The sequence below is a fragment of the Pseudomonas sp. AE27 genome (assembly GCF_037113495.1).
GTDB lineage: Bacteria > Pseudomonadota > Gammaproteobacteria > Pseudomonadales > Pseudomonadaceae > Aquipseudomonas > Aquipseudomonas palmensis.
In genome coordinates, this window is sequence record NZ_CP146966.1 from 2,232,102 (window position 1) to 2,246,189 (window position 14,088).

Consider the following 14,088-nt stretch of genomic DNA (forward strand, 5'->3'; position numbering starts at 1 on the left):
TATGTTGTCTTACAGGTGGTCAAGCACTAACACCACGCTTTTCCACCCTCGCCCGGGCTGGCGTGCCGATGCGCCGTGCGCACCGGCACCGCCTGCCTCAGCCGAGCGTCTTGACCATCCGCGCGCCGCCCACGGCCTGGGCCGTCGGGAACACCTCCAGACGCGAAACGTCCACCTGCTCGGGCAGGCGCAAGGCCGCCAACAGCAGCTGGGCGATGTCCTCGGGCATGATCGAGGCGTAGCCGTCATACAGCTCGCTGCCCGCGGCCTGCATGCCCATGGCGGTGCGGTACAGCTGGGTCTGCACGCGACCCGGGGCGATTTCGGTCACCCGCACCCCGCTGCCCAGCAGGTCGCAGCGCAGCGCGTCGCAGAACAGGCTGATGCCGGCCTTCGACGAACCATACACCGCCGCCCCGGGGTGCGGCGCACGCCCGGCACTCGAGCCGATGAAGAACAGGTGGCCATGGCCGCGCTGCACCATGCCCGGCAGCACCTGACGGGTCAGGTGCAGGGGCGCCTTGAGGTTGATGTCGAGCATGGTGTCGATCTCGGCCGGGTCCATATCCTGGAACGCGGCGCGGCTCGACAGCACCCCGGCATTGTTGACCAGCACGTCCACCGGGTACTGGCTCAGCACCTGGGCAAAGGCGTCGGCCTGGCGCACGTCGGCCTCCACCGTCACCACGCCCTGCTCCTGGCCCAGCGCCTGCAGCGCCTCACGGCTGCGGCCCACGGCAATCACCTGCAGGCCGGCATCGCGCAGGGCCAGCACGATGGCCTTGCCGATGCCGCTGGTGGCACCGGTCACCAGTGCACAGCGGTAGGAGGCCGGTAATGCGGCTGCTTCAGGCATAGATGTAACCCCCGCTGACAATCACGTTCTCACCCGTGGCATAGCTGTTGCGGCTGCTGCCCATCATCACGATCCATTCGGCGATCTCCGCAGGTTCCGCCGCGCGGCCCAGCGGGTTGGCGGCGGCCAGCTCGCCGAGAAAACCCAGCTGGCGGGCGCGCTCGGTGGCAAAACCGGCCGGCGCCACCGAGTTGACCAGGATCTGGTCCTTGGCACAGGCCTGGGCGAAGGATTTGGTCAGGCTCACCACCGCCGCCTTGGTGGCGGCATAGTGGGCGTTCTGCGGGTGCGCCTTGAAGGCGTCCACCGAGGTCACGTTGACGATGCGCCCGGTCACCTGCGGCGCCGCGACGAAGCCCTGCATGTGGCGCACGGCGGCGACCATCATGTGGTAGGTGCCCTTGATGTTGACCGCGTTTTCCAGGTCCCACTCTTCGTCGGTGATCTCGAAGATGTCCTGGCGCGGGTAGATCGCCGCACTGTTGACCAGGCAGTGCACCCGCCCCAGCGCCTCGACGACCTGCCCGAAGGCTGCATGGGCGCTGGCCTGGCGCGAAATGTCCGCCGCCGCCGTGGCCACCTCGCAATCCAGGGCGCGCAAGGTGCTTGCCGCCTCGGCCATCAACTGCTCATTGCGATCGATCAAGCCGATTTTTCGTGCCCCACGCTTGACCATTAACCTGGCGGTTTCCAGGCCCAAACCCGAAGCACCGCCAACGATTACGACCGTCTGACCTTCCATAACCACCTCCGCGCATTAGTCTTTACGTAAGATGCCTGTTGTCTTACATTTGGTCAAACCGAATTTGCCCCGCTCGATGCCCATACAGGACTGCGCCATGCCCGCTGCCGCTACTGCCTGCTCGCCCCGGGACCGCCTGCTCGACGCGGCCACCGAACTGTTCGCCACCCGCGGCTACCAGGCCATCGGCCTGCGCGACCTGGCCAGCCATCTGGGCCTGCGTGCCGGCTCGCTGTACCACCACATCGAGAACAAGCAGTGCCTGTTGTTCGAGCTGATCGAGTCGACCCTGGCCGACCTGGTGTTCGACACAAAACGCTGCATGAAAGGCGCCAGAACCCCCGAAGAACGCCTGCAGCGCTTCGTCCAGGCGTTTGTGCGGTTCAACCTGGCGCACGTCCATCGCGTGCAATTGGTGACTCGCGAGTACGTCAACCTGTCCCACGAACAGCAGTTGCAGATCGACGCGCTCAACCGCAGCCATACGTCGATCCTGAGCGGCATCATTGCTAGCGAGTGTGCACGCGACGGGCGCCAGGGAGGCGCGATCGGCCTCGTCACCCATGCCGTCATCGGCATGCTGTACGGGCATGCGCAGTGGCGCGGGGTGCAGGTCAGCGAACAGGGCCTGACCCAGGCCCTGATCACCTTCGTCACGGGCATCATCGAAAGCGCCAAGAACAATTCCAACATGGCCTGATCTACATGCACCCACAGCGCAAGACCTTGCACAACGAGCTGCACGCCCGCCCCTCGCTGTACTTCGACGAGCCCGCCCACGTCTACCACCTGGCCTTTCTCAGCGACGACGCACGTTGCGAGGCGCTGCTGCAGCAGTGCTGCCCGGAGCCGGTGAGCCCAGGCGCCGTGCAGGGCATCACCCGACTGCAAGGCCACGCCCTGAAATGGGAACGGCACGCCGAGTTCGTCACCCTCACCCTGGTGGTCACCACCACCGAGCAGACGCCGGACTGGCAGCCCCTGCCCGCGCTGCTGATGGACAGGGTCGATGCCTTTTTGCCGTACCTGATCAATGCCGTGCAGATCATGGTGCACAACGACGCGGCATTTGCCGGCGAGCTGTCGCGCTACGGTTTCAAGGACCCGTGCGGCTCGTGCATTGGCGGGGGCGATGCGCGGGTATGGAGCGATTTTCGCCTGGGCGAGGACGGCACCAACCGCTTCCTGTTCGTCAACAGGCGCCTCAATGCCTACCGCCAGGGCCGCATGATCCGGCGCCTGCTGGAGATCGAGACCTACCGCATGATGGCCTCGCTGTCGCTGGACACCGCCAAGGCCCTGAGCGTGGAGCTCAATGCCTACGACAGAACCCTGGTGAGCCTGTCCGAGCGCAACGCCGACCCGCAGCCGGGCAACGCCAAGGCACTGCTGGGCGACATTGCCGGGCTGTCGGCGCAGATGGTGCGCAGCGCCGCGAAGACCCGCCACCGCTTCAGCGCCACCCAGGCCTATGCGCAACTGGTGTTCGAGCGCCTGGGCGAGCTGCGCGAAAGCCACCTGGGCGATTGCCAGCGGTTGGGTATCTTCATCGAACGGCGCTTCAAGCCCACGGTGCGCTACTGCGCCGTGACCGAACAGCGCCTGGACCAGCTGGCCAAGAGCGTGGCCAACCTGGGCGACCTGCTGCAGGCACGGGTGCAGGTGGAAATGGAGGAGCAGAACGCGGAGATCCTCAAGAGCCTGAGCACCCGCGCCGACACCCAGATCAAGATCCAGCGCGCAGTGGAAGGGTTGTCGATCATCGCCATCACCTACTACCTGCTCAACCTGTTCAAGCTGATCTATTCAGGCCTGACGGTGATGGGGCTGCAGGTCAGCGCACGGGACGCACTGCTGGGCATGGCGCCGCTGGCCATCGGCGTGCTGGGGTTGATTCTGGTGCGGGTGCGCAAGGTCAAGCACAACGATCACTAGCCCTGCGACCAGCGTTTGAACCTACGTTGTTTAAACCGAGCGCCATGGCCTGCAGCCTTGGCGCCGCTGGCCCGGCAGCGAAACGCAGCACGAACGGAAGCCAACCGCAATCAAGCAGCTTTTGATAGTTGGGGAAGGTTGATACGGGAAAAAATGGCAGGGGCGGCTGGATTCGAACCAACGCATGGCAGGATCAAAACCTGCTGCCTTACCGCTTGGCGACGCCCCTGTGATGCAACTGGAAGCCCATGAAAGGCCTCGGCAGGAATGAGCGGAAATGTACCAACTTTCGCTTCGCCAGGGAAGCCCCCAACGATAAAAAATAACGAAAAAACAGGTGGTTACCGCATGGCTTACGGCATGTCCGGCTTTTGCGGCCCGTTCACGCAGCCAAATCGCGTCTCCTTCGACGGGCCGTACCCATAAAAAGAGGTGTAGCACTTGCTGAAATGGCTGGGCGAAACAAAGCCGCACGCCAGGGCCACATCGATCAACGCCAGGTCCGAGTGCTGCAACAACCGGCGACTCTCGGTAATGCGCAACTCCAGGTAGTAACGGACCGGCGTGGTCCCCAGCTGCGACTGGAACAGCCGCTCGATCTGACGCCGGGACAACCCCACATACTGCGCCAACTGCACCTGGCTCAGCGGCTCTTCAAGGTTGGCCCCCATCAGCTTGATCGCCTCGCGCAGCGGCGCACTCATGTTCTGGTGCACGGTCGGCTGCACCCGGCGAAAGCGCGAGGCCTCGTAGGCCAGGATATCGACCACGGCATCCACCAGGCCACGCCCATGACGCTGGCCGATCCATTCCAGCACCATGTTGAACGCCCCCGCCGGGCTGCCCGCCGTCAGGCGGTCTCGGTCCACCGTGTAGCTCTCCCCTGTCACCTGGCTATGCCTGGCCAGCTCGGCCAGCGCCGCACGGTTCTCCGGGTGCACCGCACACTGGTAGCCATCGAGCAGGCCGGCCTGGGCCAGAAACCAGGCACCATTCCACAGCCCCGCCAACGCCACCCCCGCCTGCGCAGCCCGTTGCAGCAACAGCGCCAGCTCCGGCAGCGGGCGCAGCACGGTGCGCAGGCCACCGCACACCACCAGCAGGTCCAGGCCTTCGAGCGTCTTCAAACCCAGCGGGGCATCCGGGCAGATCACCAGCCCCAGGTCGCTGACCACCGAGGCACCGTCAAGGCTGAAGGTGGTGGTGGCGAAGGCATCGGCCTGGATCAGGTTGGCGGTGACCAGGGTATCGAGCGCCTGGGTGAAGGCCGGCAACGAGAAATGTTCGAGCAGCACAAAGCCCACCCGCGCCCGGGGCCCGCTGCCGTGACCCTGCCCGCCTACAAAACGCAGGTTCGAGCCCTGCAGGGCACCGCTGAACTGCCGCCGTTGCACCACGTTCTGCCTCTTCTGGTTGTTCTGGTAAAGCGTGCAGCGCACGCCGGGTGGCACGGCAATATGCCTTCAAATGCCCCCGCCGCGATAGTCGTCGCCACGCTCGACAGTTGAAACTTTCTGCGCGCGCGCCCGGTCCAGACCTCTGACTATCACTTGTAAACGTGAGGGATCGAATGACGACGACAGTGGGCGACTTCCTGGTTGAGCGGCTGTATCAATGGGGCGTGCGACGTATCTACGGCTACCCCGGCGATGGCATCAACGGCGTGTTCGGCGCGCTCGACCGGGCCCGGGGCAAGATCGAATTCATCCAGGCGCGGCACGAGGAAATGGCCGCGTTCATGGCCGCAGCCCATGCCAAGTTCACCGGCGAGCTGGGGGTATGCATCGCCACCTCCGGCCCCGGCGCCTCGCACCTGCTCACCGGCCTCTACGATGCGCGCATGGACCACATGCCGGTGCTCGCCATCGTCGGCCAGCAGGCCCGCACCGCGCTGGGCGGCCATTACCAGCAGGAACTGGACCTGTTGTCGATGTTCAAGGACGTGGCCGGCGCCTTCGTGCAGCAGGCCTCCGAACCCTCCCAGGTACGCCACCTGATCGACCGTGCCGTGCGCACGGCGGTGGGCGAGCGCCGCGTCACGGCGGTGATCCTGCCCAACGACCTGCAGGATCTGCCCTATAAAGAACCCGCCCGTGCCCACGGCACCCTGCATTCGGGCGTCGGCTACAGCAAGCCCAGGGTGGTGCCCTACGAGGCCGACCTGCAGCGCGCCGCCGACACCCTCAATGCGGGCAAGAAGGTCGCCGTGCTGGTTGGTGCGGGCGCGCTGAACGCCACCGACGAGGTCATCGCCGTGGCCGAAAAACTCGGCGCCGGCGTGGCCAAGGCGCTGCTGGGCAAGGCCGCCCTGCCCGACGAACTGCCCTGGGTCACCGGCGCCATCGGCCTGCTCGGCACCGAGCCCAGCTACAAGCTGATGCAGGAGTGCGACACCCTGCTGATGATCGGCTCGGGCTTCCCCTACGCCGAGTTTCTGCCCAAGGAGGGCCAGGCCCGCGCGGTGCAGATCGACATCCAGCCCGACATGCTCAGCCTGCGCTACCCGATGGAGGTCAACCTGGTGGGCGATGCGGCCGAAACCCTGAGCGCCCTGCTGCCGCTGCTCGACAGCAAGACCAGCCGCAGCTGGCGCAAGAAGGTCGAAGGCTGGCGCGCCCGCTGGGACAAGACCCTGGAAAAACGCGCACTGGTCAGCGCCAACCCGATCAACCCGCAGCGGGTGGTGCACGAGCTGTCACCTCGGCTGCCCGACCAGGCCATCATCACCAGCGACTCGGGTTCGTGCGCCAACTGGTACGCCCGCGACCTGAAGATCCGCCGCGGCATGCAGTGCTCGCTGTCCGGCGGGCTGGCCTCGATGGGTGCGGCCGTGCCCTACGCCATCGCGGCCAAGTTCGCCCACCCCGAGCGCCCGGTGATCGCGCTGGTGGGCGACGGCGCCATGCAGATGAACAACATGGCCGAGCTGATCACCGTGGCCAAGTACTGGCGTCAGTGGCAGACCCCGAACTGGATCTGCGCGGTGTTCAACAACGAGGACCTCAACCAGGTCACCTGGGAGCAGCGGGTAATGGAGGGCGACCCCAAGTTCGAGGCGTCGCAGAACATTCCCGACGTGCCCTACCACCTGTTTGCCATCTCCATCGGGCTCAAGGGCATTTTCGTCGAGCGTGAAGAAGACGTTGCCGCCGCCTGGGAGCAGGCCCTGGCCAGCGACTGCCCGGTGCTGATCGAGTTCAAGACCGACCCCAACGTGGCGCCCCTGCCGCCGCACATCACCGTGCAACAGGCGAAGAACTTCGCCACCACCCTGCTCAAGGGCGACTCCGACGAAGCCGGCGTGATCACCCAGACCGCCAAGCAGGTGCTCAGCGCGGTGCTGCCCAAGCGCAAGCGCTGATTGCATGCCCACGCCGCTTCGCTGAGGCGGCGTGGGCAGTGTGCCTTCATCCAAACTGCATGATCCGGTGGCCGTTTCGGGCAATTTGCAAGCCTGACGCTGCCCATGCGCTGGCGACGCCGTTGATTCAACGAGGTTTTTCCAGCGGTGCAGGCTGGCACCGTTGATGCAACGACTACCGAGGCGAACACGCCACCGTACCCGCCATCGGAGATCACCATGAATGCCATTGAACTGCTCGAAGCCGATCACAAGCGCGTAAAGGCCCTGTTGGCAAAACTGAGCGCATCCACCGAGCGCGGCGTCAAGACGCGCACCCAGCTGCTTGCCGAACTGGAGATGGAAATCACCGTGCACACCGAGATCGAGGAGCAGATCCTCTACCCGGCGTTCAAGCAGGCCGGCGGCAAGGAACAGGACGTGATGTACTACGAGGCCAAGGAAGAGCACCGCACCGTCGACTCCCTGGTGCTGCCCGACCTCAAGACCACCGACCCGTCGACCCCGGAGTTCACCGGCCGCGTGAAGGTGGTGAAGGAGCTGCTCGAACACCATATCGAGGAAGAAGAGTCCGAGATGTTCCCGCAGGCCCGCAAGCTGCTGAAAAAGGCCGAACTCGAGGCCCTTGGCGAACAGATGCAGGCGTTCAAGGCCAACTACATGAAGGCCCTCAAGAATACCACCAGCCACTGACCCCTTCCCCAGGCCCGCCGCCGGGCGGGCCCGTCCCACCTTTGGTCGTGCCCTTGGCAGTCACCTGTCACTTGCCTTGAACTCTGCCGCCACGTCCATCGTCATCCGCCTGAGAGTCCGTAAAACAGTGCTTGGCAATCAGCGCAGTGTGCCCGGCGTTTATCCGAACGTAAGGGAGAACCACAATGAACGGGACTGAACAGTCGGCCCACGGCGACGCCTCGCAGTCGCCCCAGGGCACCCCGCAGGAACACCTGCACACCCTGGCCGAAGACGCCGGGGCATTGCTCGACGACGCCAGGGAACACGGCGCCAGACAGTACGAGCAGTATCGCGACCTGGCCGCCGAACAGCTCGACTCGCTGGTCGAAGGCGCCCAGTCGGCAGCCTCGGCCCTTGAAGGCAAGGATTCCCTCGGGCTGGCCCAGTACATGGCGCAACTGGCCAGCGGGCTGGGCGATTTTGCCGACCAGGTCCGCGACAACAGCATCGAGGACCTGGTGCACAAGGGCGCGCAGCTGGCCCGCGACAACCCCACGCTGTTCCTGGCCGGCAGCGTCGCCATCGGCTTTGGCCTGTCGCGCTTCCTGCGCGCCAGCAGCAGCCACCCGACCGCGTCGGGCACCCCCACGCAGGCCTACGGCGCCAGCGCGCCCTACCAGAGCTCGGTACCGCCGCTGCGCGACAACCCCGTGCCCGCCGACCCGCTCGGCCGCACCCTGGCCGATGGCCCCAACACCCAGGACAGCTTCAAGGGAGGTGTGTGATGGAACGCGACCCACTCGATACCCTGCCCCCCGCGCCACCGGGCGAGCACGACAACACCAGCATCGGCAGCCTGCTGCGCCAGCTCACCCGTGAAGTGCCCGAGCTGTTCACCAAGGAGCTGGCACTGGCCAAGGCCGAACTGCAACGCAGCCTGACCACCCTCAAGGCCGGTACAGCCGCCGTGGCCGGCGGCGCCATGGTGCTGCTGGCGGGCCTGATCATCCTGCTGATGGCGGCGGTGTACGGCCTGGCCTACGTGGTCGCGCCCTGGCTGGCGGCGCTGATCGTGGGCGCGGTGACCCTGGTCATCGGCTTCGTGATGCTGCAGGCCGGCAAGAAGCAGTTCGACCCGTCCAACCTCACCCCCGACCGCACCCTGCATGCCCTGCAACGGGACAAGGACGCACTGAAGAGGAAAGTCTCATGAGCACCTCATTCGAAGCCGAATCGCACAAGAGCCCGGAAACCCTGGAGCAGGAGATCGACGCCAAGCGCGCCAGCATCAGCCACCTGGTGGACTCGCTGGAACACCGCCTCACCCCCGGCCAGCTGATCGACCAGGGCATGGCGTACTTCAAGGGCAACGGCGGCGAGTTCTTCCAGAACCTGGGCACCACCCTGAAGCACAACCCGGTGCCCACCGTGCTCACCGGTGTGGGCCTTGCGTGGCTGGCGCTGAACCAGAACCGCCCCTTCTCACCCGGCTCCCCGACCTTTGGCGGCAGCGGCCTGGCCGACACGCTGGGCGACGCTGCCAGCGGCATCAAGGGCGCCATGGCCCAGGCCGGCGAGCACCTGCACCACGCCTCGGACGTGGCCCACGACAAGGCGCGCGACGCCAGCGACAGCCTGGGCAGCTCGGCCGACAAGGTGCGCCAGGCCGCGCACCACGCCAGCGACCGGGTGCAGGCCCAGGCCGCGCAGCTCAAGGGCCAGTTCGACCACCTGCTCAAGGACCAGCCGCTGGTGCTGGCCGCCATCGGCATCGCCCTCGGCGCGGCCCTGGGCGCGGCATTGCCCGGCACGCGCAAGGAGGACGAACTGATGGGCGAAACCCGCGATGCCCTGGCCGACAAGGTGACCCGCACCGGCAAGGCGCTGTACGCCGACGCCACCGAGGCCGTGCACAACGCCGACGCCAGCGCGCCGGCAGCTGCCGCGCAGGCCCCCCGCGAGGGGCCTGCCGACCTGTCCGACGGGCTGGGCTTCAGGCCCTGAGTGTCGCCCCGGCGCCCTGTGCGCCGGGGCACGCCCCTCTGTGTTGCACCTACCTACGCGAAGCTGGAGAGACCATGAGAGCACTCACCTACCACGGCGCCCACGACGTCAGGGTCGATACCGTAATCGACCCCATTCTGGAAGAACCCGACGACCTGATCCTGCGGGTGACCGCCACCGCCATCTGCGGCTCGGACCTGCACCTGTACCGCGGCAAGATCCCGGCGGTCGAAGACGGCGACATCTTCGGTCACGAGTTCATGGGCGTGGTCGAGGAAGTCGGCACCGGGGTGACCGCGGTGCAGCCGGGCGATCGCGTGGTGATCCCGTTCGTGATTGCCTGCGGCAGCTGTTTCTTCTGCCAGCAGGACCTGTTCGCCGCGTGCGAGACCACCAATACCGGGCGCGGCGCGATCCTCAACAAGAAGCTCATCCCCTCTGGCGCAGCGCTGTTCGGCTACAGCCACCTGTACGGTGGCGTACCCGGCGGCCAGGCCGAGTACGTGCGCGTACCCAAGGCCAACACCGGGCCGTTCCGCGTGCCCGGCACGCTGAGCGACGAGAAGGTGCTGTTTCTGTCCGACATCCTGCCCACGGCCTTCCAGGCGGTGAAAAACACCGAGATCGGCCAGGGTTCGAGCCTCGCCATCTACGGCGCGGGGCCGGTCGGGCTGCTGTGCGCGGCGGTGGCGCGGATGCTCGGCGCCGAACGCATCTTCATGGTCGACCACCACCCCTACCGGCTGGCCTATGCGCAGCAGGCGTATGGCGTGATACCGATCAATTTCGACGATGACGACGACCCGGCCGATACCATCATCCGCCAGACCCCGGGCATGCGCGGGGTGGATGGTGTGGTCGATGCGGTGGGCTTCGAGGCCAAGGGCAGCACCACCGAAACCGTGCTGGCCGCGCTCAAGCTCGAGGGCAGCAGCGGCAAGGCCTTGCGCCAGTGCATCGCGGCAGCCCGGCGCGGCGGTGTGGTCAGTGTGCCGGGGGTGTATTCGGGGTTCATCCACGGCTTCCTGTTCGGCGATGCGTTCGACAAGGGCCTGACCTTTCGCATGGGCCAGACCCACGTGCAGCGCTACCTGCCCGAACTGCTGGGCTACATCGAAACCGGCGCGCTCACGCCGGAAACCATCATCACCCACCGCCTGTCGCTGGAACAGGCGGCCGAGGGCTACAGGATCTTCGACAAGAAGGAGCAGGAGTGCCGCAAGGTCATCCTCACGCCTGGCGACAGCAGCATCGAGTTGCCGATGGCCATCGTCGACGACGGCGTGGTGGCCTGAGCCCGTGACGCTGGCCGGCGGCCTCGCCGGTCAGCGTCGGGCGGGTTCAGTGGTGGGCGTGCAGCGCTTCGATCAGCTGCGCCTTGGTCATGCTCGAGCGCCCCTTGATGTCCTTGCTGCGCGCCTCCTTGAGCAGGCTTTGCTTGGTCTGGCTGGCCAACGAGGTGGTGGAGGTGCGCGCGTGGCCGGCGCGGGTGCTGGCGGCGCGTTTGGCCGAGTCGGAGGCAGCGGCGTGCTTTTCGCCGGCCGGGGTGCTGCGACCTGAGCCGCCCTTTTTCTCGCCCCCGCCAGACTGCTTGTTCACCGTGGCCCAGGCACGCGCCTCGGCCTCGGCTTTGGGCGTGCCTTTTTGCTCGTAGCTTTCTTCGATGTGCTGCGCCTTGCGTTTCTGCTCGGCGGTGTACTTGGCTTTGCTTCCCTGGGGCATGGTGCTCACCCTCGATCCGGTTGAATGCGGGCCCGTGTCACGGGCCATTCAGGGGGTTTGAGGGCGCGCGTGCGCCAGGGTGCGATTGGGTGGATGAATGGCAGAGGAGCGAAGACCACCGGCCTCTTCGCTGGCACGCCAGCGAACGAGCGCGAAGCGCTCGCCACCTGCCCTACTGGGTAGCCCCGGCCATCTGCCCCGCCGGCTCATCCGCCCCGCCGATCGGCGCCTTGAGCAACAGGAAGTACGCCAGCGCCGAGCACAGCGCCACCACCGCACTGATCATGAACGCGGTATTGAACGAGCCCGAATACTGGATGCTGAACCCGGTCACGATCGGCGCCACGGACCCTGCAATGTAGCCGCCAAAGTTCTGGATCGAACCAAACGAGGCCACCCGCGGGCTGTCGACGATGGTGTTGACGATCATCCACGCCGTGGCACTGGCCATGTTGATGCTGAACAGCGCCAGGCACAGCAGTATCACGCACCCGGTCAACCCGCTCACGTACGACAGCGGCAAGGTGAACAGCGCCGCCAGCACCAGCCCGGTGATCACGCTGAACTTGCGGCTGGCCAGCACGCTCATGTCACGCCGTACCAGCAGGTCGCAGAACCGCCCCGCCACGATGGTGCCCACCGCGCCGAAACCATAGGCCAGCGATACCACCCACGCGGTGTCGTACAGGTTCAGCCCATGCTCGCGCTCGAAGTAGCCCGGCAGCCAGGTCAGGTGCAGCCACAGCATGTAGATCACGCCCATGAAGCCCAGCACCGCGCCCCAGGTGCTGCGGTGCTTGAACAGGTCGAGCCAGCCGGCAAAGTACGACGCCTTGGGCGCCTGCACCGCGTCAGCCCGCGGCGCCGGCTGTTCGCTTGGCAGCGCCTGGCCCTGCGCCGCCAGTTCGGCCAGGTACCTGGCCTTGCTCTTGTAGAACGTCAACCAGCACAGCGCCAGCACGATGCCGATCACGCCGGTGATGATGAACATCCCGCGCCAGCCGAAGTTGACCATGAACAGCGTCAGCAACGGTGGCGCCAGGCACGGCCCCAGGCAGGTCGACGACCACACGATGCCGGTCGGCGTGCCCCGCTCGTTGGCGTCGAACCATTCCGACAGCGCCTTGGCCGCCGAGGGGAACATCGGCGCCTCGCCGATCCCCAGCAGCACCCGCAGGCCCATGAAGCCGCCAAAGCTGTTGACCAGCCCGCACAGCGACTGCGCCACCGACCAGGCCAGCAACGAGGCGCCCAGGGCGATCTTGCTGCCCAGGCGGTCGATGATCAGGCCCAGTGGCAACTGCGCAAAGGCATAGGCCACGGAGAAGGCCGACAGCAGGATGCCCATCTGCGAAGGGCTGATGAGCATGTCGCGCTGGATCGAGGTGTTGGCAATCGACAGCGCGCTGCGGTCCAGGTAGTTGACGATGCCGATCAACAGCAGAAACACGACGGTGATGCGTTGGTACTTCTTCAGTGCGTTCATCTGATGGCCTTTATTATTGTTGTTGCAGCGTCAAACGCCGAGGCGATCCTTCATCCACACGTCATCCCTGGAATACGCACGCCCGCTCAGGGCTGGCGTGCAGTCACTGCCACCTCCAGCAAGCCACGACGGCTCAGGCTTTCGATCAGCGCACGCAGGCCGAATGCCCATTGTGGCGCCTGGTCGCTGGTGGTCACGCGGTTGCACAGGCTGCCCAGCAGCGGGTTGCTGATGGTGACCACATCGCCCAGCTTGTGGGTGAAACCGCTGCCGGGCTGGTCACGGTCCTGCTTGGGCGCGAACAGGGTACCCAGAAACAGCACCAGGCCGTCGGGGTACTGGTGGTTCTCGTTGAGGGTCTGCTGTACCAGGTCGACCGGGTCGCGGCTGATCTGGCGCATCGAGCTGCGCCCCTGCAGCACGAAGCCATCCCGGCCTTCGACGCGCAGGTCGACTTCGGCGGCGCGCACGTCCTCCAGGCTGAAGGTCTCGTCGAACAGGCGCAGCAGCGGGCCGAGGGAGGTCGAGGCGTTGTTGTCCTTGGCCTTGGACAGCAGCAGCGCGCTGCGCCCCTCGAAGTCGCGCAGGTTCACGTCGTTGCCCAGCATGGCGCCGTGGATGGTGCCGTTGCTCGACACCGCCAGCACCACCTCGGGCTCGGGGTTGTTCCAGCTGGACTTGGGGTGCAGGCCGATATCGGCGCCATGGCCGACCGCCGACAACGGCTGGGCCTTGGTGAACACTTCGGCGTCCGGGCCGATGCCCACTTCCAGGTACTGCGACCACATGCCCTGCTCCACCAGCAGCACGCGCAGTTCTTCGGCCTGGGCCGAGCCGGGCACGATACGCGACAGGTCGGCGCCGATGCGGCTGACCAGGGTGTCGCGAATCGCGTCGGCCTTGGCCGGGTCGCCCTTGGCCTGCTCTTCGACCACACGCTCCAGCAGGCTGGCGGCGAAGGTCACGCCGGCGGCCTTGACCGCCTGCAGGTCGATGGGGGCCAGCAACCATGGCAGGCGCGCATCGCGCTGCTGCGGGTCGCTGTTGGCCAGCAGCGCGGGCAGCTCGATCAACGCCTCGCCCAGCGGCAGTGCGCGCAGGTAGGCGGCCGGGTCGGGTTGTTCGAGCAGGGCCGAGACGGTGGCCACATGGGCACTGATGTCATGCACCGCGCCGGCCCTGACCAGCACCACGGCCGGGCCCTGCTCGGGCAGCCACACCCGCCCTACCCAGCTGCCGGTGGCGAACACGGCGAGATCGTTGCTCAGTGCGAGAGGCGCGTGCGCCTGGTTCTGGTTGGTCATGTG

14 protein-coding genes and 1 tRNA gene are annotated in these 14,088 nt (G+C 66.4%); 8 read left to right on the plus strand and 7 right to left on the minus strand.

Features of this window, described 5'->3' with window-relative positions; genetic code table 11:
• Positions 1–97: 97 nt before the first annotated feature.
• Positions 98–856, minus strand: a complete 759-nt coding sequence (locus V9K84_RS10110) for an SDR family oxidoreductase (protein ID WP_078481155.1) — start codon at positions 854–856, stop codon at positions 98–100.
• Entirely contained in the window at positions 849–1,598 is a 750-nt protein-coding gene (locus V9K84_RS10115) for an SDR family oxidoreductase (protein ID WP_043864056.1), read from the minus strand. Before V9K84_RS10115 ends, V9K84_RS10110 begins: the two co-directional genes overlap by 8 nt.
• A 97-nt stretch (positions 1,599–1,695) precedes the next feature.
• Here V9K84_RS10115 and V9K84_RS10120 point away from each other — a divergent pair, with 97 nt between their 5' ends.
• A complete protein-coding gene (locus tag V9K84_RS10120) occupies positions 1,696–2,298 on the plus strand; it encodes a TetR/AcrR family transcriptional regulator (protein WP_088514422.1) in 603 nt (200 codons plus the stop codon).
• Between the two features lie 5 nt (positions 2,299–2,303).
• A complete protein-coding gene (locus tag V9K84_RS10125) occupies positions 2,304–3,533 on the plus strand; it encodes a DUF3422 domain-containing protein (protein ID WP_088514421.1) in 1,230 nt (409 codons plus the stop codon).
• 154 nt (positions 3,534–3,687) lie between these two features.
• On the opposite strand, the gene V9K84_RS10130 is transcribed toward V9K84_RS10125, so the two are convergent.
• Both V9K84_RS10130 and V9K84_RS10135 read right to left on the minus strand, forming a co-directional pair.
• Positions 3,688–3,762: transfer RNA gene (locus V9K84_RS10130), tRNA-Gln, on the minus strand.
• Between the two features lie 124 nt (positions 3,763–3,886).
• On the minus strand, positions 3,887–4,927 hold the full coding sequence (locus tag V9K84_RS10135; RefSeq protein ID WP_229590272.1) for a GlxA family transcriptional regulator: 1,041 nt from the start codon (positions 4,925–4,927) through the stop codon (positions 3,887–3,889).
• Between the two features lie 176 nt (positions 4,928–5,103).
• Between V9K84_RS10135 and V9K84_RS10140 the strand changes: the two genes are divergently transcribed.
• The 6 genes from V9K84_RS10140 to V9K84_RS10165 all read left to right on the plus strand — a co-directional run bounded on the left by V9K84_RS10140 (position 5,104) and on the right by V9K84_RS10165 (position 10,868).
• Positions 5,104–6,894 carry a thiamine pyrophosphate-requiring protein gene (locus V9K84_RS10140; RefSeq protein WP_338794334.1) on the plus strand — a complete coding sequence of 597 codons (1,791 nt, stop codon included), beginning with the start codon at positions 5,104–5,106 and terminating at the stop codon, positions 6,892–6,894.
• 219 nt (positions 6,895–7,113) lie between these two features.
• Entirely contained in the window at positions 7,114–7,587 is a 474-nt protein-coding gene (locus V9K84_RS10145) for a hemerythrin domain-containing protein (RefSeq protein WP_043864060.1), read from the plus strand.
• A gap of 185 nt (positions 7,588–7,772) precedes the next feature.
• On the plus strand, positions 7,773–8,354 hold the full coding sequence (locus tag V9K84_RS10150) for a hypothetical protein (RefSeq protein ID WP_088514419.1): 582 nt from the start codon (positions 7,773–7,775) through the stop codon (positions 8,352–8,354).
• Entirely contained in the window at positions 8,354–8,782 is a 429-nt protein-coding gene (locus V9K84_RS10155) for a phage holin family protein (protein ID WP_178075062.1), read from the plus strand. Before V9K84_RS10150 ends, V9K84_RS10155 begins: the two co-directional genes overlap by 1 nt.
• Positions 8,779–9,573: a DUF3618 domain-containing protein gene (locus V9K84_RS10160; protein WP_088514417.1), complete on the plus strand. Its 795-nt coding sequence runs from the start codon at positions 8,779–8,781 to the stop codon at positions 9,571–9,573. The genes V9K84_RS10155 and V9K84_RS10160 overlap by 4 nt, the downstream gene beginning before the upstream one ends.
• 74 nt (positions 9,574–9,647) lie before the next feature.
• Complete coding sequence (locus tag V9K84_RS10165) at positions 9,648–10,868, plus strand: zinc-dependent alcohol dehydrogenase (protein WP_058540342.1); 1,221 nt, start codon at positions 9,648–9,650, stop codon at positions 10,866–10,868.
• A gap of 46 nt (positions 10,869–10,914) precedes the next feature.
• Here the strand turns inward: V9K84_RS10165 and V9K84_RS10170 are convergent, their stop codons facing one another.
• The 3 genes from V9K84_RS10170 to V9K84_RS10180 form a co-directional block, all read right to left on the minus strand.
• Positions 10,915–11,295, minus strand: a complete 381-nt coding sequence (locus V9K84_RS10170; RefSeq protein WP_043864065.1) for a hypothetical protein — start codon at positions 11,293–11,295, stop codon at positions 10,915–10,917.
• Between the two features lie 172 nt (positions 11,296–11,467).
• The gene (locus V9K84_RS10175) at positions 11,468–12,781 is read right to left on the minus strand and encodes an MFS transporter (protein ID WP_088514416.1); all 1,314 of its coding nucleotides are present in this window, start codon (positions 12,779–12,781) and stop codon (positions 11,468–11,470) included.
• Positions 12,782–12,867: 86 nt separating this feature from the next.
• Positions 12,868–14,085: a fumarylacetoacetate hydrolase family protein gene (locus V9K84_RS10180; protein ID WP_058540534.1), complete on the minus strand. Its 1,218-nt coding sequence runs from the start codon at positions 14,083–14,085 to the stop codon at positions 12,868–12,870.
• Positions 14,086–14,088 lie beyond the last annotated feature (3 nt).